Raw genomic sequence first — 19516 nt, 5'->3', positions numbered from 1 at the left:
ATACCTCCTACCAGCGACCAGCGGACGCGCCGCCGTCGACATGCATGATCTCGCCGGTGACAAAAGCCGCCCGCTCCAGGTACATCACGGCATCGACGACCTCCTGTGTCTCGCCCATGCGGCCCATCGGCTGCAGGCTTGCGAGGAAGCCATGCGCCTCCGCCGCGTGCATCGGCGTTGCGATCGCACCCGGCGAGACGGCGTTCACGCGGACGTTCCGGGTTGCGTATTCGATCGCGAGCGAGCGGGTGATCGCGTTGAGCCCGCCCTTGGTGAGGGCCGCGAGCGCCGCCGCCAGCGAGGCCATCGGCTGCACGGCGATCGTAGCCGTTATATTGACGATGTGACCCGAGCCCGCGAGCAGCATTCTCGCCGCCGCCCGCTGCGTCAGATTGAAGAAACCCGCGAGATTGACCCCGACCATCGTGGCGAAGTCGGCCTCGGAATATTCCGTAAAGGGTCTTGCAATGAACACGCCAGCATTGTTGACGAGCGTATCGATCCGTCCGTAGCGCTCGATGGCAAGTCCCACGATGCGATCGGCGGTCCTTGCGCTCGCGATATCGCCATCGACCGCAGCTATCGACGGATCGTGGCTCTTGTCGATCGAACGAGAGCTCGCAACGACGTGATAGCCGATATCACGATAGGCCCGGACCAACGCCGCGCCAATGCCTCGCGACGCGCCGGTGATGACGGCGACCTTCCGTTCGGATTTCATATTCGCTCCCTTCGCGCGATCAGTGTACGACGAACGAATAATTATCACTGTCGACGCAATGCGGCTTCGCATCGCCTGCTCAGTTGCTGTCATTTCTTGCGGTGAACCGGACGCAGATTGTCGACGTCAGGGTATCAGGCTGCGCCGATATTGCGCAGGTGTCCGACCCGTGGCTTGCCGGAATGCACGGGTGAAATTGGCCTGACACGAAAACCGGAGCGCGAGGGAGATATCGGCCAAGGCCCGATCCGCATCGGAGAGCAGTTCCTTGGCGTGCTCGAGACGCCTTGCGCTGACATGCCGATGCGGCGATTGGCCGACGGCGGCCTTAAAGGCACGCGCGAAATGGAACTGGCTCAGGCAGGCAATCGACGCCAGCCGCGACACCGTCAGATCACCCTCCAAATTGGCTTCGATAAAGTCAAGCACTCGCGCCAATCTGCGCGGCTCAAGCCCTTCCCGTGCAGCTGGGGTGGCGACGCCGGACGACGGCGCGTCAACATGGTTCTGGACGAGTCTTGCCATCAAGCTCAGTGCAAGGGTTTCGGCGAGCAGCGCGCCCGCGGAAGTCTCGTGCTCCAGTTCGGACATGATGGCATAGCCGATCTCGGCCAGCAGCGGATCATGGAATCCGCCCTCGTGGCGGAGCGACCTGATCGCCGTCATGTCGAAATCTTGACCCAGATTATCATACGAGAATCGACGGGGCGAAAGGTAAAGATGCAGGATCGCCGGCTGCGGCTCGGACATGTCGATCAGGCCTTCCTGCACGCCCGCCGGCCGGAGCCAGATTGTTCCGCGTTCGGAGACGGTCGAGTCGGTGACCCCGTCCAGCCTTCGCGTGACGATGGACCGACTGCCGCGGACATCAACGCAGATCTCGGCATCAGGCTGCGGGTTGTTCCAGGTAACCGTACCGCTGTGGCTGCGAAGCTCTGCCGTGAGATTCGACCAACCCCGCGTAGCGGATGAGGCCAGCAGCCCGGCATCGCCGTATTTATTCAAGCTGCGGTCGCCTGAAACGCCTGGGCGAGATGCTGACTCTTCGTTTCCACTTGATGGATTCACGGGGACGTTCCCATTGTTGAATGGCACTCAGTAGCCGCCAGCTCAATGGATCAATGTGGCTGGCCTCGCGGCGGACCGCAATTTTCGCCGGCGCCCTATCACGCATTTGCGATCAAAGCAGCCTCGCCGCCAGTGCCGGCTGGTCCGCTCATAGCCGCAAGAACACTCCTCCTGTGACAACGAACGAGGTCCATCAGAAGCGGCCCAGCAGATTTCTGTGGGGCATTCAATCCGAGCCGGCGCGTGATGCTGGGTTGAAAAGATAAGCTTAGACGATCTTCGGCCCGACCGGCGAGTAAATGCAGATGACACCGCACCGACCACAAGAAGCGGTGCGCATCGACAAGCGACGGGTGCGTGAATGACTTTGAATGGAGCGATCCAGGCCCATTCAACAGGATTGCGCGTTGCAAGTCTCGCAGGCCACCGGGGCTACGTTTAAGATCGGGCTCCTCCTCAAAACCTTGCATTTCGCACATTGCTAAGCGATCCCTGCTCGATAGGGCACTCCCGACCGTGTCTCTCCAATGTCCCGCGTCAGGCCCGGACAGGAGGGCCATGACAGCGCTATCGAGGGCGGTGAACAAACCGAAACCGCCCCACAGAAGGCGCCGGTCAAGCAATCCAGAAAGAACAGTGGCATCATTCCGTGCAAGTTCAAGACACTCGCTGGCCGATCGCACCGCGTGATCCAGCTTGAATCCGAGATCCCAAAGGCTGCCGACGACTGTACTGATGCAGGCCTTCATCTCCGGCGCGCAGCCGTCAGCGCAAGCTCGGTTTGTTTCAGGAAGAAGAAACAGCAAGTCGAGATCAGAGCCTGGTGCCAGCTCCGTTCGTCCGTAACCGCCCACCGCAACTGCCGCAAGAGGAGCGACCATGCTGTGATTACGCAGCCCATTGGATATCGATGCAACGTGGAGCAGACCGATAACTGTGCTATCGGCAAGTTTCGCCCGGTCGCGTAGATAGTCTTCGACGGAGCCGCCTGCTTCAAAGCGCTCGCGCAAGATGCCATGCGCCTGCGCCACGAGCGGTCGAAGGAGCTTCACCGGATCAGGCTCTTTTCCCGCGCCTCTTTCGCTCGCAAGGGCGCGTGACTTGTGGCGTATTGGGGTAATGAAGGTCGCTTCGAAATTGGCTCTCGCCAAGAAGTCTGCAACGCGACATCGCCTTGCTTCGATAGCGGCGGCGCCATAATCCGAACCGAACCTCGTCTTGCCATCTTCGTAATTTTCAAGGGATGCCGCAGGAGCTTTTAATCTCGTCGTCATGCTTGCTTCTCACCATGTTAGTTTAGGTAATCTGATTGAAGCTGCGACTATGTGCTCGTGCAGCGACAAGCAGGCCCGTGCAACTGATCAGCCGAATAGCCCGCTATCTGCGAATATTCGTGGACGATCGCCTTGCGCTGCTCAAAGGGCGCAGCGTCTTCGAGATTGGCATCGCATTCCGAAAGCCGCGACAGAACGAAGTCGATCACACGTTCTGGCCCACCCTGACGGTTGCTCATGACGATGGCATAGACCTTCTCGCGCCGCTCCCGCCCGTAGGCATTGAGTGCACCGGCCACGTCGCCATTGGCTTCCGCGAGCTGTAGGGCAAGCGATTTCGCATCGAGAACCGCTTGGGCCGCACCGTTGCCGCCGAAGGGATACATCGGATGCGCGGCGTCACCCATCAGCGTCATGCGTCCGACGCTCCATCGGGGCAACGGATTGCGGTCGCACATGGCATATTCCCAGATGTTCTCCGAGGCCGCGGCGAGGGCACGGATGTCGAGATCGGGAATGATAAACTTCTCGAGCATTTTCAGGCAGCGCGTGCGGTCAGCCCTGCCTTGCCATTCCTCACGCCCATCCAACGGGCTGCCGTCTTTCGCCGCTCGATGAACGAACACCCAGTTCGTCAACAACGTATCATCCGTCTCACCGGCGGCTATCGGATAGACGACTAGGCGCGCATCATTCGAGCCCGCTACCACAAAATGCTTGCCGCCGCCGAATTTTGGCCAGTTCGCTGTACCGCGCCACATCAGCCGTCCGCTCCAACGCGGCTCTCCATCATCGGGGAACAAGATTCGGCGGAGCCGGGAATGGATGCCGTCCGCACCTATCAAGACATCGCTACTTGCCGCGAACCGTTGACCCGCTCCCGAAACGAAGCTGGCTTCGATCTGTCTCCCTGTGTCGTGGCAGGATACAAAGGTGCGATCGACATGAACTCTACCGGGGGCTCGCGCTCGGAACGCGTCGTGCAGCAGGCGCTGAAGCCGGCCGCGATGGATCGAGATCTGCGGATAGGACAGGCCCGCACGACGTCCGCGCGGCTCGTCCCACACGGTAAGTCCTTGATCCGTGCAATAGAAGAGATGGTCTGGTGCAATGCCCGACCGTTCGAGAGCCGGAAGCATGCCGATCTCATCATAGGATGCGATGGCCTGGGGCATCAGGTTGATGCCGACGCCCAGTTCCTGGATCGCCGGCGCCTGCTCGAACACCTCGCAGTCGATGCCGTGCTTGTTCAGGAAAAGCGCGGTGGTCAATCCGCCGATGCCCGCACCCACGATGATCGCCTTCATGGTCGCGCCTTCCCTATCCCACTTGCGCTGGATGCGTGGGCACGCCTAACTCCCGTTCCGACCGACCTTGCGATACAAGATCGGGCGAGTTGATCGTCGGCAAAGCCGATGGGTTCTGGCCGGCATCGTTCGAGCGGACCGGCTCGTCATCGATTCCAACATTTGCTCGCGGCCGGCGCACCCTGCTTTCAATTTCGCTTCGGGTAATCCCGATATCGCGTAGCATGTAATCGCTCATGCGGGCGATTTCTGCGATGTCGTGATGAGCCGCAAGTTCGGCTTCGATAGCCGCCCTGACCCCTTTCATGAGCGCACGGAGCCGGGTGATGGCGCAGCGCGCGATCGTGCCCCATCGCGACCTGCGCCGCGACAGAGTTGTGATGCCGTGACTCTCGTAGAGCGATCGTCGTGAATGCATTTCCATTGCAATTTCTCCGTGGTTATTTTTCTCGCCGAAACGCAGTTTGCTTCTGATGCCCGCGCAAGCGACCAGCAGCACGGCACTCTCGGGCGCGCGTGAGTTGCGGCTGATCAGCCCGAGGCCGCAGATCATCCTTGCGCCTCCTGTTCGGGGGCGACTCCCAACTTCTTCAGTCTTCGGCGTCATGATCCGGCGTCTCCCTTTCTGTTGAATGAGCCGGTGGAAGGGCGGCGGCCGCTGGTGAACCACCGTGTCCGGCGTGCGGCCGGTCTGGGGACGGAAACACGTCCAGGCTCAAACGAATGTGTACCGGCGACAGTCGCAACGGCCACACGGGAGATGTGCATGGCATCAAAAGCCGCCGCCGAATTCGTGCACGTCGCGGCGATTGCCAGTCTGGCGAGCAAATGAATAGCCGTACGGCGTATGGCGATGCCCGCCGCGGCGATGACTCGCTTGCTTGTCGGCGCCCGGTCGAACTGGATGGAGCGTCGATGCACCGTGAGCGACGGCCGGCGTGATAAGGAATGCGTTGGCAATTCAAAATTCTCCGCAGGCTGATGCGAAGATTTTGCAGGAGATCCGCTACGGCATTGTCTCTGGCGCGGGAAATAAGACTACAGCTGTAATCTTGGTCCTCATTTTTGTCATTGCCTGAAAGATCGAACGTTATCGCGCACGGTCGACGACTGCAGCCGCGCCCGCGCCGAGTCTGTCAGGCAGCGTGACAAGGCGCCGGCCAGGTCCGCAGAGGTGAGCGGATCATGAATCACTTCGGAAACACCGGAAGCAGCCAGCAGCGGTGCTTCCAGATCCCGCGTTGAACTCGTCGCCAGGATGATCGGCAGGTTGGGAGCAAGCTGACGCAATTTCGTGGCGAAATCGATGGCGAAACTCGAGCCGGGCTGGTGACACACGAGGGCTGCGTCGAAGCGCCCGGGCACCGCACAAGCCTGCGCGGCCTCCTGCGGCCCGGTGAAGCCGACTCCTTCGTAACCGAGCGCCGCCAGAATTTCCTCGTGCCGCAGCAAGCGCTCGCGGTCGGTCTCAAGCACCAGCACGGCTTCACCGATGCCGCGACCAGCCGAGCCGGACGCACGCTGAAGAGATATCGGTGCAAGGGACGGGACGGATGGAAGCCAGATGTCGAATCGTGTTCCGGCCCCTGGGGTACTCTGCACTTCCAGCGTGCCATTGTGCTCCAGGACAATGTCGCGGGCAGTGGCAAGTCCAAAGCCATTGCCGTTCAGGCGTGTCGTGAAGAATGGCTCGAAGATCCGCGGCAGTGTCGCCTCATCCATACCGCGCCCGGGGTCGGAAATCGAGACCACGACGAAGCGACCCGGATTGATCGCGATCCGGCCAATCATTGCGGCATCGGTCATCTCCCTTGTGGCGATTTGAATCTCGATGACGCCAGGCTTGTCCATCGCCTGGGCGGCATTGTTGCAGATGTTCAGGATGACCTGCTGCAATTGCGCGGGCTCCGCCAAAACGACCGCCGTCTCGGACGTTTCGCTCACCGCGATTTCGATGTGGGCAGGCAACGATGGCGCGAGTAGCGACTTCGCTTCCGCGACCAATGTCTTGACGCAGACGGGTTCCCGTCTCCCCTCGCGACGACGTCCGAATGTAAGGATCTGGTCGACCAGATCCCGCGCCCGCTCCGCGCCTCGCCGGATGGCATCCAAATTGCGGCGCGATCTGGCGTCTGGGTCGAGATGTTCGTCCGCCATCTCGGCATGGCCGAGAATGCCGCCCAGAATATTGTTGAAGTTGTGGGCGATACCACTGCTGAAGGTGCCCACTGTCTCCATGCGACGGGCCTCCTGCAGGCGCGTCTCCAGCCGCGAGCGTTCGTTTTCCATGCAATGCCGCTCCAGCGTATACACGATCGTATCAAGCGCCATCCGGAGCAAGCTGAGTTCGCCAGCAGAGGTGATACGACAGGCTCGATCAATTGCGCCGAACCCCAGGGCGACGGCGACACCGTCCTTGGTGACGCGCGTCGCGCACGCCCATCCACCCAGGCCCAGGGCCACACAGGATTCTTTGTTCTCGCCGATCGGCATGCGGTCGACGCGCGGAACATGGATGATTCCATCGGCGGACTGCTCAAACCTGGCCGTCAGCGCCATCGCGCGTCGCGGCCAGTCCGGAGGAGAACTTATGCCCGGCCTGCACCAGACGTGCTCCCGCGGCGCGGCACCGCTCGACACAAAATAGGCGCGGTCACAACCGATGCACTCCGCCATGTCGGCAAGAGCGCGTGTGATCCCCGCGTCGATACTGTGCGGCTGCGCATTGATGAAGCGCATCGATATGCCCGCGATCACGTGCTCAAATGCGGCACGCCGGCGCAGGGCAATCGCGCGCGCCCGCAACTGCAGTCCGAGATAAATCAGGGCACCGAGTAACGCCAAGGACGTGCCGTAGAGGAGTACACGGTACCGACGCGCCGATGCACGGGCGGCGAGCTGGCGCTTCATGATCAGTGCGCGAACCGCATCCTGCTCGCGGGTAGTCGCCGCAGCAATTAACGCCTTCAGCGCAGCATCGGTCGCCGGCAGCAGGTCATGCAGCAGGCCGCCATGCGCAATCGCCGCCTGTATTGATGCGGCGTCGTCGCCCGGGTCTGGCAAGCGCGCCAGTTGTTCCAATCGATCCTTGACGTCGCGTGCCGCGGCCGGCGATGTGTCCAGCGTGAGGCGCAGCATGGCCGCCGACAGCGTGGTGGCGGCGGCAACGACCGGCGTGCGGTCCGAGGCGGCGAGACGGGCGCTGAACATACCAAAATAGAGGAAGGAGTTTCGCAGCAGTGCATTTCTGCTCTTGAACTGTTCGATCAGGTCCTGCTGCCGATGCGCGCTAGCGGCCAGAACGGCGATTGCGGCCTCCTCTTCTGCGTCGGAACTGGTTGCATCGCGCAACTGATGTACAGAGTCATCGTAAGCGTCGGTCAGGCGCGCCAGCTCATCGTAGTTTCGAGACAAGCCCGCGCGTGCCGTCAATACTTCCCGATTTAGGGCGCGCTCGAGTCTGGAAAAATGGTCGAGTGCCTCGAGCTGCTGGTCAAGGCGCGTCGAGTTGAAGTTCAGCCCGCCTAGCAACAGCCAAGTCAGCAACAGAAGCAGGAATGACACGAATACTACTAGAGGCGTCATTCTCATGGTGCAGCTCCGACCTGAGCGCCGCGATATTTTCCGGTCAAGGTTCCCAGATAGGCAACGACCGCCTTGACTTGCTCGTCGGTCAGCGTCGAGTTCAGCTGCGCGACGCCCATTTTGCGAACGGCGTCATCGAGTGTTGGGGCGCTGCCGTCATGAAAATATGGCGCTGTGGTCGCGACGTTGCGCAGGCTGGGCACGCGCAGAACTTCCGGCTTCGGCGATCCGAGCGGGTGGAAAATTCCATGTCGCTGAAAGAGATTGCCGCCGATGTTCACGCCCTGGTGACAGGAAACGCAGCCCAGTGATTTGAACAAGTGATAGCCGTCCTGCTCCTGGGCCGACAGAGCCCCGGCGTCTCCCGTCAGCCAACGATCGAACCGGCTATTCGGCGTGATCAAGGTTCGCTGGAAGCTTGCGAGGGCATCGACGACATTCTCGGCATCGGGGCCACTACCGTAGGCGGTCGTGAACTCCCGGCGCAGGCCAGGATCCATGCCCAGCCTTTCTGCGATATCGGAGATATTGGCGCCCATGACCTGCGGATTTTCCAACGAGGCTTTGATGTCCGACTCGATGTTGCGGATCTTTCCTTCCCAACCGAAGCGGAAGCTGAGCGCGGCGTTGAACACGGTCGGTGTGTTGAGCGGAAGGCTCGAGCCGTCGAGGCCAGCATCGTAGCTCGACCTGCCCGCGCCGTTGGTACCAAGATCGTGGCACGACGAGCAACTGCGCGAATTATCGCGAGACAGCCGAGGATCGCCGAACAGACGCTCACCAAGCCTGACCTTCAAGGGATCGATCCGTGGAGGCTTGGGAACGGGAGTGATCGGCTCTTCGGAGAAAATGCTGTTCATTTCAGGCGGCGGCACGAGCGGTTGTTGCGCCGCCGACGAAACCAACAGGCCGCCCAGGATCACGACGCAGGTCATCGCGATCCAGCGCGATCGATGGGCGGCACTTCTCGTCTTGCCGCGCATGGTCAAGTGAGACGAAGCGCTTTGACGTGACAAGCCAGGCGATATCTGGTCAGCGCAACCATGCTCCACTCTCGTTTGGGCCCATTCGCGCCGGGCGCGCGGGGACGTTGAAGTAGTTCGCGCGGGCGCGGCCCTTGCAACACATAGGCCGCGTCCACCACCGTCCACTGACCGGGTCAGTCGTCCCGGCCATATCGGATTATCTGTTCTGTCTGGGATCGATGGAGAATTCCCATATCCCGCAGCATCCGGTCGTCGTATTCCGCCAGGGTAGCCACCGCCTCTTTTATCTCCCGCTCGCGACGCCACTTTGCCCACCCGCCAGCGACGGCGCGCCATATCACGGCCGACCAATTAGGATGGACCAATCTGTATCGGTCGACCTCGCGCGCAGAAGATGCGAAGGCGTCTCGCGTAGCTGGCGTCCAGGTTTCAATTGCGGTTCGATCGGCTGCGCCATCACGCTCAACCATCGTTATTTCGGCACGGGCGTGGAGCGAGGCCAGCGAAACAAATTCTCGTCGTTTGCTCCGAGCATGCTTCTGGCGCTGTCGAGCATCAACCTCGTTGGCGATCGTCGTCACCGCCGTCGTTGCAACCCAATGTACCGACGCACCATAGAGCGCAAACCCTTCGACAAAAAACCAAAGCACCGACTGCCAGACCGCGTCGGCCCGGCCCATTGTGGGCCTCCTCGCCGGAAGCGATCTCGCTTCGGAAAGTTCCAGAATTTGCCTCGACCCTTCGGGCAGGAAGCCGCGCCCGTTGCGCGCGCCAATGCTCGGCGTTGGCAAATGGCCCGATGCCGCCGGCAAAGAGGGTCGCCGACGATCAAGCGTGGGCGCCAATGGAAGGACCTTGTGTTTCATCTTTGGATCTCCGTCAACCAATACGGAGATTCTGATGGCCGCCCGTTACGCGATCATCAGCTGCACGGAGTATTCGGCTACGACCGTAACCGCGCTGCCACATTTCGATTCTGCTCAGAAGGGTTCTACCGGCAATGCGAAGACATAACCTATCCCGCGCTCGGTCTGAATCACGCGCGGCGCACTCGGATCAACCTCGAGCTTGCGCCGTAGCCGCAACACCTGGACATCGATGCTTCGATCAAAGATATCCTCGTGCATCCGTGTGGACTGCAATAGCTGCTCGCGCGACAACGGGCGCTGCGGCGCCTCGAGAAACGCCAACAGCAACGCATACTCGCCCTTGCTCAGCGCAACTGGCGTTCCCTTGGAATCAAGAAGTCTGCGGCCGCGCCGCTCGAGCTGCCAACCGTCGAACCTGTATCCGCCCCGCTCCGGATTGTGAGCGCGTGCGAGGCGTCCCATCTCCTGCCGCCTCAGGACCGCACGGACGCGGGCCAGCAATTCCCTGAGGCTGAACGGCTTGATGATGTAGTCGTCTGCACCGAGTTCGAGGCCGACGATGCGGTCGATCTCGTCGGGGCGATGGCCGGTCGTGATGATGACCGGAACGTCCGAATGAGATCGGATCTCCCGCAACATGTCGAGCCCGTCCTCCTGGCCTAGCCGCAGGTCGAGAATAATCAGACTCGGTTCGGCCCCGTTCAGATGGCGAGTAAGCTCGGTTCGATTTGAGGCCGGCTTCGTCGGGATATTGTGATCTTCAAGGTATCTGATCACCAATTGCCGCAACGAAGGATCGTCATCAACAACAAGGATATGGCCAGCATCGGCAAGCATAAATCTGGTCTCTCACCTTTTCTTATTGGACTATGACCCCCGCAATTCGAACTTCCGGCAAATCCCTGCCCTCATGCCCGCCGCCCAATCGGACAGCGATCAAGCCGTCGTATCTAGGACGTCCCAAAATGGACGTCGCGTGCCCAGAACGCACTTTCTGCGGTACCAGCGCGCACGGCGCCCTCTCCCGGATGGGCGCCGGGCGAATAGCCAAACCGCTTGCGGAATCTCCGCGCAAAATGCGCATAATCGCGAAAGCCGCAGGCGTAGGCGACCTCGCTCAAAGGTTGATCGGCGCCCTTTAGCGCCCGGCGGTGGAGAAGATAAGCAGCATGGTCCAGGCGATGCGAATAGATGAATTCGCTGCATGTCGTCATGCGCTCGGTGAAAAGCTTCTGGAGGTAGCGCAGCGAAATTCCAACTTCGCTGGCCAACTCGGCGGGGCCGAAATCCGGATCCGCAAGACCATCCTTCACCGCGCCGGTGATGCGCGCGAACAGCTTGTCCGCTGAGCGTGAGAAGGGTCGCAGATCGGACGGCGCAAATAGCGCGCCGACCAGGTCGTAGACGGCGAACTGCATGTAGAGATCGGCGGACGATAACGCGGCTTCCATATCCGCATCACGAATGAGGTCGAAGAGCAGACGACTGGTGCGCGTTACCTGCCTGCTAACCACCCCTTGCGGCTCGAATCCCAAGTGAGAGCGCAGCGCTCTGCGCGGCAGCCTAAGCGTCAGCCACTCCGGGCTGCTGAAGCGGGAGAGATAAGTCACTGGCCGCGCCGCATCGACGAGCGCAACATCGCCTACCGCGAGTTGTGCCGCCTGATCGATCTGGCTCATTTCCGTCTGCCCGGCGACTTGGAACATCAAGAGGTAATGATCCGCGCCATCGCAGCGAACATCGCGGTAACTCCGCTCTACTTGGTGATCAGGGTAGCTTGGGTCCGCCGATCCCCACCTGATCTTAACCGAGGTTGCCTCAAGCCCGCATGCATTGAAGGGACGGATCAAGCCGGCAAAGGCATTCGGCGTCGTGACCTCGACGTCGCGCCCGCAATTTGATCGAAGCAATGCTCGCCACGCGTCGAAATCCAAAACAGGGGCGCCGTCGAGATCGTCACTCTGAAGCATCATTGCCTCCGTCCGAGTTGAGGGCGGTATCTATGGGTTCCGGCAACATCTTGCTGCGATGAACCGCGTAAAGTCTCGGGGATGTGATGAAATGTGATCAGTTTGCCATGGGCTGCATACCTTGCGCGTCCCTAGAGGAACGCCTCGTGAGGCATCGGGCAAGTGGTCGGCTATTCATAGATCCAAAGGCCGCGGTCATCCGCGGGCGCGCCCGCGGATGACCCAGAACCGGCATAGTGCGAAGCGGCTACAACTGGCGGATGTTGCGTTACAACCGTAACGTCACCGCTGTCGGATATTGGAAGCCTAACGGATGCCGACACGGCGGCGCGTGATCACGGTCGCTGCGGCCCGCCGCGCGGCCGCCTGTTTCGGCGCATGCGCGAGCTCGCCAATGATCCGAAGAATCTCGGCGCGCGTATCGATCTCATCGAACTCGTCGGCCATCGACGACGCCTGCCTCCGATAGGTCGGGCTATCGAGCACGGTTCGAACGGCGTGGCGCAATGCGTCAGGCGTCGGCTCGTTGGTCGCCAGATCGATCCCTACACCGGACCATGCGACGCGCGCGTTCACGTCTGCCTTGTCTTCCGTTAGCCCAGCGGTGACCAGCGGAATGCCGAAGCTCATCGCCTGGTTGACGCTGCCGTAGCCGCCATTGGTAACGAATGCGTCGACCTTGGGTAGTATCCATTCGAACGGCAGATATTGGGCAAGGCGCGCGTTGGCCGGAATTGGACCCGGAATGGCGTCGACGGGGCGGCCGCCTGCAGTGGCGACGACGAGCAGGTCAGGCTCATCGGCGAGCGCGGCCAACGTCGGCGCAATCAGCAGGCCGAAATTGTGGTTGGCCAGTGTTCCCTGCGTTGCCAGCACCACCTTGCGCGAGCCGTCGAGCTCGTGGGCCCAGGGTGGCAGCGGCGCCTGATCCGGAATGAGCGGAGGCCGCCCAACGAAACGTACCGAGGCCGGAAAAGTGCGCGGAAACTCGAAGCTCGGAACGGTGAGCTGTAGATAAGCATCGGCGAGTTCGACGACCGAATCGAACATGGGCATCGACAACGGCCCGACACCCATGGTCTGCAGAAATCTGTTCAGCCTATCGCCCACCGGGTGATAGAGGTGCTCGTCATGTTCACGATAAACCGCTGCATAGTCGTCACGCTGCGCCTGCGTGGTGGCAGGATGCAAACCGGCAAAATTCGGCGCGCCATCCTCGCGGCGCCAATGCAGGAACGATGTGCCGCACAGCGCAATCGGCGGCCGCTTCGCTCGCGGTCCGAGCAGCATGGGCAAGACCCCGAACAGCATGTCGTCGCCGATGATGATTTCGGCGGGGAAATCCTGCAGCACCTGCTGTATGCCCTTGTGCTGGCCGGGAATGGCGTCGACGAATACCCGCTCCATGGCGACGCGGAACCAATCCAACCCCGGCGGAATGGTTTTCAATTCGGGAGCCACCGTCGCGAAGTCGCGCAGGTCGAAATCCGCGCCGGCCGGAAACGCGTAAAATCTTGCGCCGATGCGTTCGATGGGACTGCGCAGAGCACTCCCCGACAGAAAGGCCACCTCATGGCCTTCGGCGATCAGGAAACGTCCGATCGCAAGCAGCGGATTGAGATGGCCGGTGGCGGGAGTCGAAGCAAGGAGGATTTTCATGTGACCTGTCACTCTCGTTGGTGAAACCAGCCGCTGTTCGGATGCCCGAAGGGGCGGCTCATGCAAGGCACAGGATGGCGTCTCGCAATTACGCCGCGACTTCAAGAGCGTCCGAAATGGTTACGGCCGCAATGCGGGATAGCTTTGGGAAGGCGCGCAACCGCTTGCTCGACAAGAGGGCCAGCGACAAAGCATGACTTTGAAATTCGAGAAGCCGGCGGCCGCCGATTATTGCCACGATGCTAGTCACAGGCAGCGAGAAGAGTCTCACGGATCGCTTCCAGAAGGCCTGAGATCGGCTCGTAACTCTGATGAACTGTACGGAGCCTGCCGGCAAACGTGCCGACGCCGATCGTTTGTCGGTCGGACGGAAGATTGGTCAACAGCGCCGGCCCCCAGACCGCCTTGAGCTTTAGAGAGCCGTATTCAACCGCAAGCGGCAGAACACCGAGATTCGAAATGACTGCGGAGCTCTGTAGCAGGGAAGCAAACAACGCGGCCACGCTCTCCTTGCCTGCGGTCGGCGGTATCTCGGCTGCGATCCATTGCATCATTCCGGCCACGGCCGCGGGTGAGCGCATCGTCCCGAGGTGCTCTACGAAAATGCACGGGAAAGGCAAGCGAGTAGAGATGGAAGAATCTCTCGCCGCAGCCGAGCGGGCGGATTGGAGCGGATTCTCGTCTCTCCGCCGCCACCAATCCAACCAGGTTGCTGCCCGCGACCGTTTCGTCGCCTGCCGTCATTACCTCAGCAACCGTGGCAGATGATGAGCTTGCGATCGATGGCTGCGTCCTCGTCAGTGAGGCGCTCGAGCTCACCGTGACTCTGCGACGGCACATCGCGCGCTTGCGGTTGGCGGTGCCCGACCGGCGCCCGGCCGATCAATCGGGTGTCTTGCGTCAGTGAGAACGGCGCGGTTGCAGCGGTAGAGTATTCGGCGGATGATCTCGCAACTCCCACCGTTTGCGCGATGGCCCCGCGACTGCCGAGTAGGGCCAGCACTGCTAGTGTCCTGATCAGGTTTCGCATGTTCACCTCTCCTGAAATCTGCGCGTCGCCAGTTGTGACGCCGCCGACGTGAGTCTTGAGGTGCTCACCTTGCGAAGGTGAGATTACGAACGGATGTTGTGAGCGCGCGAAACGACTACGGCCGTAATATGCCGCACGCACTTCGCCTGCCTTAAAACGCCTGCGTCACTCAAAGGAGCCGCTATACTTGCTGACTTCAGATTTTTCGTTGGCGACTTCGATCGAAGCGTCGTCGATAGTCTGCATCTGTACGGGGCAAGGCATGCCCACTTTCCAGCGGATCAGAAATCATCGCAAGACGGCGCTGACATGCCGGCGGATACAGGCAGTAGCTTCACGACATCGGTCACGCGCCGACGGTCTCCCGTTGATGGCGCCAGTTTGGCGTTAGGACGCTAAGACAGCGCTCGCCGCCTTACGAATGACATCGAGCACCACATCTGGCTTCGAGAGCATCGGGACGTGGGAGGTAGCAACTTCAGTGGTTGCGGCTTTCATGCGATGGGACACAAAACGTTGCAGATCAGGATGAACCGTCTGGTCCTGCGTGGCCAGTACATACCAGCTAGGCTTGGACTTCCACGACGTGCCCTCGACCTTCTGGTTGAAAAGATCTGCGATGGGTGCGGCCTGCGTTGCATACACCAGCTTCTGCTCTGCCTCGGACAGACCTCCCGCAAAATGCCTTACCCCGCTCTTCTTGAGCCAGACACGCGCTTCCGCCACTTCGATATCAGCCCAGAGGCCATGAGCGAAAACGATGCTTGGTTTAGTCACGATGGTCTCCGTCGATTGAGTGAAAACGAGTTGACCTGAGCGCCTGACGCAGACTGAACTTCGGCCCTGTCGCCTTGTCGATAATGTAAAAAAAAGTAAAAGGAGGGGGCAACAATCAAGCGAACGCGAAAAACGACGCTTTTCGGTTTAGCCGTCTGAACCGATCAGTTGGAAAACGCTGGGGGCGATCCAACCATATCTTTTGGCGTGGCCGACGCCCCTAAACTGACCGAACGGGAGCCGGGAATGTTGGATCGCAGATCACCCCGACAGCGATCCCAATCAAGGAAGGATGCTTTCCGGCGGGCGCGACACCTGTGAAGCAGCGGTGTGTCGCAGAGCTGTGCATCAGCTCCCCAGCCAGCCAGTTTCGTCAGTGTTTTCAGCCTGGGCGGGCGATGTGGCTGGGGCGGGAGGGATCGAACCTCCGAATGGCGGAATCAAAATCCGCTGAATACACGAGCAAAATCAATGACCCTTCTGAATTTCCTTCTCCGTTCACCCATTGACGGTACTAGGGAATTTCCTGCGTTCAGAATGATTTAGCGGTTCGGTATTGCAACGAGCAGGCGACGAACGCCTGGGATCAGGTGTGGGGAAGGCCTGATCATCTCCATTGGTTTGTATTGCGATCGAAGCTCGCACGGCTCATCGATCCGGTGGGGCGAGCTCGGACTACTAGGGTGGCTAGCCTCAACTACAGTAGGGCGGCATTTGAACGCTATATCCCACTGTGCGGTCATCTGTCGGGGGTTCGAGTCGCTGGAGCGCTACCTACGTTCCCCCCGACAGTTTTCTGCTGAGTTTACGGTCTCTGTGGCCTAGCCCTGCCCTGACTTCTCCCCTTGTGGGAATATGTACTCCTATGTAACATATTGATAATGCGATTGAAATTGAAAATGGTGTCTGTATAGTGTCCCTTGCCAAAGGACCAAGCATGGGCGCCCGGCAGTTGGCAGTGAAAGGACCCGGCATCCGCACCTAGCCTGGCTCTTCTCACCTCCCGACGCCAGATGGCGGACGGGGGAGTAGCCTTACACGGCACGGGCCGATGAAGAAATGGCCGTGGCTGCCGCACCCGGCAGGGCGAGCTGCGACGCCGCATTGATCAGCGAAACGGCTTTGCTACCATTGCGGGGGCTGCACGATCGTCTATTCATCGCACTGACCACGTTGGCGATGCTAGGGCGGCGGCATTTGCGTGTCGCTGCGCGAGCCGTCTTCAGCTTCTAAGGCCTGGAAGTCCAAGCTGGATCGCTGCCGCAGGTTCGCACGCGGCGCTCGCGCCAGCCCTGCCCGTCCCAGAAGCGCTGGGTATTCCAGTGGCAAGGAGGCATCGCCTCGCCAACCGGGGCATCGACATAGCCCGACCAGTACGGAGTGCCGCGTGGTGGTCCGGGATAAGTGCGCGGATACGGATTGCCACCGGGTCCGTAATCATCGCGCGGATACGCTGGCGAGGCTGCTAAAACGGCGAAAGTCGCGGCGGCAGCGAGAGCCAATAACGTCTTCCTCATGGTGAACCTCGCAATAAGTCAGACTACTATATATGGGGCGATCAACAGACAGACTGCTCGTCCTCGTAAGTGGGAATGGCGGGTATGTGACTCCTTAGGCGACGCCGTCTTGCAAGGTTGGGAAAGTACCCGTGCCGAAGCTGAGTACCAAGCGGCGGCACAGGTTCGCCTGCAACGAGGTTGAAGAAACGGGTTAAGGTTGCAGCCCCATCAAGGGCCAAAAGGCAAGTTCAATGACTACAATCAAACTCTTGTCGATTGGATTGATCGCGATCGCCATGCTCACAACGTCCGCCGTGGCGCGCGAGCCACGCGTCAAAATCCGCGTGCCCATGAGGCTTCCGGTTGAACCGGATGGCCGCTGGATTATCTGGGACGGCATTCCAATATGGTTCGGTCCATCGGTCCGGGGCTGGCCCGGCCACATTTGCGACGAGGCCGACAACGCGAAGATATGCTGAGGTGCGGGGGCAGATCGCACCCCCGCGCGCTCTCACTTGCCCCGCTGCTTGAGGTCCCACAACCGATAGGCTTCCTCGATATACGGGTCTGGCTCCGTGGGCTCCGGGATCAGCTTCCCGCTGGGAGCAGCTTGGCGATCGTCGCGATGCCAGTCTCGTTGGACACGTATCCCGAGGTGAAGACCAGCGCCGCTTCCTCGCCGTGCAAGTCGGCGACCTCACGCTCTAATTCGATGAGCGGATGGTGGGTGCCTGAAATGTAGCGGGTGCCGCCCGCGCCAGCGCCCATCTCAATGGTTGCCTCGACCATCGCGCTGATCACCTTCGGGTGCTGGCCCATGCCAAGGTGATCATTCGAGCACCAGATCACTACCGGGCGTCGGCCGTCCGGGGAATGCCATATTGCGTGCGGAAATCGCCCAGCGATTCGCTCGAGATCGGCAAACACGCGGTGGCGCCGCTCGGCGTGCAGCCGGCAAGTGCAGCGGAAAAGAAATGATCATAAGTCATGAAGTACACCGAAATTGTTCAACCTTGCTTTCTAAGTCTACGTACATGCGAGCCCTCGAGCAGGGCGCAGTCGATCCTCGGGAGGGAGAGGACTTTGCCGGGGCCACGGCGAACGCTCGGAGGGCGGCGCCGCTCAGTGTGGCATGCCGAGCACGAAACTGAAGGGCACGACAAAGCGCTCATCGCCCTCATCGTCGCTGACATGCAGCACCCAGTCACGCCAATCCTCAAGGCTGCGCTCGTTGGTGAAGGATTGCACGACGCGCGTCGCATAATCGCGCGCCTCAGCGAGGTCACTTACCACGGCGCCGCGGTGATCGAGGAACACCTTCCTCGTATTGGAGCAGTGGAAGTATACCTGGGTCATGTTCATCTCCTTCAAGGGGGGCGTAGCTACGAGATCTCACCGTTGCTGGTGTCCTCGACCGCGCGGTCCGAAAAACGAAAGCGATCAAGACAAACTTGATGTGCATCCTGATTGAATCGGCCCGGATGATTCCATTAATTCAGGATTCGACAGTCTTGGCTTTGCGTAGCTTGATGAGGCATTGTCATTTCTTAGCGTTCGGCATTTTTCTAGTCGCCCGATCGCCTGAATTGCTTGGCGGCAACAGACGATTTGATGTTTCGTCAGTGGATGTCGGCGATCCTCTTCGACATCTGGCACGAACCTGCAGGTCGTCCGCTCATGCTTCGATCTCGTCATCAACTGATGACAAGGCCACAGCAAGCGATGAAAAGCCTGCGACCAGTCGCGTCGCTATCTTCGACTTCATGAACGGGAATTGAAGCCCCCTGATGAAGGGGTGCCCTTGGACATTTCCGGATGTTTTACGGACATCAAGTCGTCTCGCATGCCGCCACATCAGAAACTTGTTGGGTCGGGAAGTGTCCGTGCGGGGATTGCCCCTCCGCACGATCGGGATGCGGGCGGGCGAATGCCGTCGGTTGATGATTCTCTTGCGATGGGCGCTGCCGATTTTTTACTGAGCATCATCGCCGGGAGCACGGACACTATCGGCTTTCTCGGGCTGAACGGACTGTTCACCGCGCATGTCACTGGCAATCTCGTGGTTCTCGCCGCGAGGCTTGTCGCTGGCGAGCAGGCGCCGATGTCATATTTGATCGCAGTTCCTGTCTTCATAGTCGGTCTTGCTCTTGCCAAGGTGCTCGCGGCCGCTTTGGAGCGAATTGGGATCGCTTCGCTGGCGCCCCTGCTCCTGCTGCAATTCGTCTTGCTCCTGGCGTTTCTCGCTGTCTGCCTCGACGCCGGTCCCCATGTCGGTCACGACGCCGCAATCATGACGCTGGCCGGCATGCTGGGTGTCTTGGCGATGGCCGTTCAGAATGCCCTGGTACGACTTTCCTTGAGGGAAGCGCCGGGCACGGCGATCATGACCACCAACGTCACCCTCTATGCGATCGACGTGGCTGAAATCTTTCTCGGGCGAAATGCGGTCAGCATTGCAACCGCGCGCCGTCGCGCCAGCCATACATGGCCGGCAATCCTTGGATTTCTCGTCGGCTGCATCCTTGGCGGGGTGTGCGAGGCAGTTCTCGGACTGAAAGCGGTCGTGCTGCCTGCCAGCCTCGCACTCCTCGCCGTGGCGTTGAGCCTAGTCCCGCATCTTTCACCACGTCGAAACTAACCGCACATCAAAACCGGACAGATCTAACATGACCGCAATCAGGGTAGAATCGGACAGTCTGGGCAAGGTCGAAGTACCGGCACACAAACTGTGGGGAGCGCAAACGCAACGTTCCCTTGAGCACTTCAGCGTC

The 19516-nt window shown here is 60.4% G+C and carries 19 protein-coding genes and 2 pseudogenes; 3 read left to right on the top strand and 18 right to left on the bottom strand.

Translation table 11 applies throughout. The annotated features are described in order from the left end of the window. Positions 1-7: 7 nt before the first annotated feature. From SO156_RS20405 to SO156_RS20375, 7 genes are all read right to left on the bottom strand, one after another. Positions 8-721, bottom strand: a complete 714-nt coding sequence (locus SO156_RS20405; protein ID WP_498536036.1) for an SDR family NAD(P)-dependent oxidoreductase — start codon at positions 719-721, stop codon at positions 8-10. Between the two features lie 126 nt (positions 722-847). After that, entirely contained in the window at positions 848-1726 is an 879-nt protein-coding gene (locus tag SO156_RS20400; protein WP_498536035.1) for a helix-turn-helix domain-containing protein, read from the bottom strand. 161 nt (positions 1727-1887) lie between these two features. Further along, positions 1888-3063 carry a [protein-PII] uridylyltransferase family protein gene (locus tag SO156_RS20395; RefSeq protein WP_498536034.1) on the bottom strand — a complete coding sequence of 392 codons (1176 nt, stop codon included), beginning with the start codon at positions 3061-3063 and terminating at the stop codon, positions 1888-1890. A gap of 47 nt (positions 3064-3110) precedes the next feature. Then, entirely contained in the window at positions 3111-4370 is a 1260-nt protein-coding gene (locus SO156_RS20390) for an FAD-dependent monooxygenase (RefSeq protein WP_498536033.1), read from the bottom strand. Positions 4371-4383: 13 nt separating this feature from the next. Next, a complete protein-coding gene (locus SO156_RS20385) occupies positions 4384-4923 on the bottom strand; it encodes a DUF1127 domain-containing protein (protein ID WP_498536032.1) in 540 nt (179 codons plus the stop codon). A gap of 515 nt (positions 4924-5438) precedes the next feature. Continuing rightward, entirely contained in the window at positions 5439-7961 is a 2523-nt protein-coding gene (locus SO156_RS20380) for a two-component system VirA-like sensor kinase (RefSeq protein WP_498536031.1), read from the bottom strand. Further along, positions 7958-8815 carry a cytochrome-c peroxidase gene (locus tag SO156_RS20375; protein ID WP_458143835.1) on the bottom strand — a complete coding sequence of 286 codons (858 nt, stop codon included), beginning with the start codon at positions 8813-8815 and terminating at the stop codon, positions 7958-7960. Before SO156_RS20375 ends, SO156_RS20380 begins: the two co-directional genes overlap by 4 nt. Here SO156_RS20375 and SO156_RS20370 point away from each other — a divergent pair. Then, complete coding sequence (locus tag SO156_RS20370) at positions 8805-8948, top strand: hypothetical protein (protein ID WP_458143839.1); 144 nt, start codon at positions 8805-8807, stop codon at positions 8946-8948. The two genes, SO156_RS20375 and SO156_RS20370, sit on opposite strands and share 11 nt — an antisense overlap. Positions 8949-9114: 166 nt before the next feature. On the opposite strand, the gene SO156_RS20365 is transcribed toward SO156_RS20370, so the two are convergent. From SO156_RS20365 to SO156_RS20315, 11 genes and pseudogenes are all read right to left on the bottom strand, one after another. Continuing rightward, complete coding sequence (locus SO156_RS20365; protein WP_498536030.1) at positions 9115-9807, bottom strand: hypothetical protein; 693 nt, start codon at positions 9805-9807, stop codon at positions 9115-9117. A gap of 114 nt (positions 9808-9921) precedes the next feature. Beyond that, on the bottom strand, positions 9922-10647 hold the full coding sequence (locus SO156_RS20360) for a response regulator (protein ID WP_458143792.1): 726 nt from the start codon (positions 10645-10647) through the stop codon (positions 9922-9924). Between the two features lie 113 nt (positions 10648-10760). Then, positions 10761-11744 carry a helix-turn-helix domain-containing protein gene (locus SO156_RS20355; protein ID WP_498536029.1) on the bottom strand — a complete coding sequence of 328 codons (984 nt, stop codon included), beginning with the start codon at positions 11742-11744 and terminating at the stop codon, positions 10761-10763. 342 nt (positions 11745-12086) lie between these two features. Continuing rightward, positions 12087-13439 carry a glycosyltransferase gene (locus SO156_RS20350; RefSeq protein ID WP_498536028.1) on the bottom strand — a complete coding sequence of 451 codons (1353 nt, stop codon included), beginning with the start codon at positions 13437-13439 and terminating at the stop codon, positions 12087-12089. Between the two features lie 242 nt (positions 13440-13681). Continuing rightward, the gene (locus tag SO156_RS20345; RefSeq protein ID WP_458143798.1) at positions 13682-14020 is read right to left on the bottom strand and encodes a hypothetical protein; all 339 of its coding nucleotides are present in this window, start codon (positions 14018-14020) and stop codon (positions 13682-13684) included. A 167-nt stretch (positions 14021-14187) separates the two neighbouring features. After that, a complete protein-coding gene (locus SO156_RS20340) occupies positions 14188-14469 on the bottom strand; it encodes a hypothetical protein (RefSeq protein ID WP_498536027.1) in 282 nt (93 codons plus the stop codon). Positions 14470-14856: 387 nt separating this feature from the next. Further along, positions 14857-15237: pseudogene (locus SO156_RS20335) on the bottom strand (alpha/beta fold hydrolase); the annotation flags it as partial. Positions 15238-16475: 1238 nt separating this feature from the next. Next, on the bottom strand, positions 16476-16763 hold the full coding sequence (locus tag SO156_RS20330; protein ID WP_458149709.1) for a hypothetical protein: 288 nt from the start codon (positions 16761-16763) through the stop codon (positions 16476-16478). 193 nt (positions 16764-16956) lie between these two features. Further along, the gene (locus tag SO156_RS20325; protein ID WP_498536026.1) at positions 16957-17097 is read right to left on the bottom strand and encodes a hypothetical protein; all 141 of its coding nucleotides are present in this window, start codon (positions 17095-17097) and stop codon (positions 16957-16959) included. Between the two features lie 248 nt (positions 17098-17345). Beyond that, a pseudogene (locus SO156_RS20320) lies at positions 17346-17734 on the bottom strand (aminotransferase class I/II-fold pyridoxal phosphate-dependent enzyme); the annotation flags it as partial. Between the two features lie 133 nt (positions 17735-17867). Next, entirely contained in the window at positions 17868-18101 is a 234-nt protein-coding gene (locus SO156_RS20315; RefSeq protein WP_498536025.1) for a DUF6894 family protein, read from the bottom strand. A gap of 98 nt (positions 18102-18199) precedes the next feature. Here SO156_RS20315 and SO156_RS20310 point away from each other — a divergent pair, with 98 nt between their 5' ends. Together SO156_RS20310 and SO156_RS20305 are read left to right on the top strand one after the other, a co-directional pair. Next, entirely contained in the window at positions 18200-18523 is a 324-nt protein-coding gene (locus SO156_RS20310) for a hypothetical protein (protein WP_498536024.1), read from the top strand. Beyond that, positions 18520-19383 carry a YoaK family protein gene (locus SO156_RS20305; protein WP_498536023.1) on the top strand — a complete coding sequence of 288 codons (864 nt, stop codon included), beginning with the start codon at positions 18520-18522 and terminating at the stop codon, positions 19381-19383. The genes SO156_RS20310 and SO156_RS20305 overlap by 4 nt, the downstream gene beginning before the upstream one ends. Positions 19384-19516: the final 133 nt, after the last annotated feature.

It is taken from the genome of Bradyrhizobium sp. UFLA05-125 (genome assembly GCF_059803515.1).
This window is presented reverse-complemented; position numbering and strand designations above follow the sequence as displayed.

Bases quoted from the DNA above. Each gene is read 5' to 3' on its own strand.
- SO156_RS20350 (WP_498536028.1), bottom strand. From the start codon at position 13,439: ATGAAAATCCTCCTTGCTTCGACTCCCGCCACCGGCCATCTCAATCCG.
- SO156_RS20360 (WP_458143792.1), bottom strand. From the start codon at position 10,647: ATGCTTGCCGATGCTGGCCATATCCTTGTTGTTGATGACGATCCTTCG.
- SO156_RS20310 (WP_498536024.1), top strand. From the start codon at position 18,200: ATGTGCATCCTGATTGAATCGGCCCGGATGATTCCATTAATTCAGGAT.
- SO156_RS20380 (WP_498536031.1), bottom strand. From the start codon at position 7,961: ATGAGAATGACGCCTCTAGTAGTATTCGTGTCATTCCTGCTTCTGTTG.
- SO156_RS20370 (WP_458143839.1), top strand. From the start codon at position 8,805: ATGCTGTTCATTTCAGGCGGCGGCACGAGCGGTTGTTGCGCCGCCGAC.
- SO156_RS20385 (WP_498536032.1), bottom strand. From the start codon at position 4,923: ATGATCTGCGGCCTCGGGCTGATCAGCCGCAACTCACGCGCGCCCGAG.
- SO156_RS20325 (WP_498536026.1), bottom strand. From the start codon at position 17,097: ATGGGCACGCGGATTTTGACGCGTGGCTCGCGCGCCACGGCGGACGTT.
- SO156_RS20405 (WP_498536036.1), bottom strand. From the start codon at position 721: ATGAAATCCGAACGGAAGGTCGCCGTCATCACCGGCGCGTCGCGAGGC.
- SO156_RS20390 (WP_498536033.1), bottom strand. From the start codon at position 4,370: ATGAAGGCGATCATCGTGGGTGCGGGCATCGGCGGATTGACCACCGCG.
- SO156_RS20365 (WP_498536030.1), bottom strand. From the start codon at position 9,807: ATGAAACACAAGGTCCTTCCATTGGCGCCCACGCTTGATCGTCGGCGA.
- SO156_RS20395 (WP_498536034.1), bottom strand. From the start codon at position 3,063: ATGACGACGAGATTAAAAGCTCCTGCGGCATCCCTTGAAAATTACGAA.
- SO156_RS20345 (WP_458143798.1), bottom strand. From the start codon at position 14,020: ATGCGCTCACCCGCGGCCGTGGCCGGAATGATGCAATGGATCGCAGCC.
- SO156_RS20375 (WP_458143835.1), bottom strand. From the start codon at position 8,815: ATGAACAGCATTTTCTCCGAAGAGCCGATCACTCCCGTTCCCAAGCCT.
- SO156_RS20340 (WP_498536027.1), bottom strand. From the start codon at position 14,469: ATGCGAAACCTGATCAGGACACTAGCAGTGCTGGCCCTACTCGGCAGT.
- SO156_RS20330 (WP_458149709.1), bottom strand. From the start codon at position 16,763: ATGAGGAAGACGTTATTGGCTCTCGCTGCCGCCGCGACTTTCGCCGTT.
- SO156_RS20315 (WP_498536025.1), bottom strand. From the start codon at position 18,101: ATGACCCAGGTATACTTCCACTGCTCCAATACGAGGAAGGTGTTCCTC.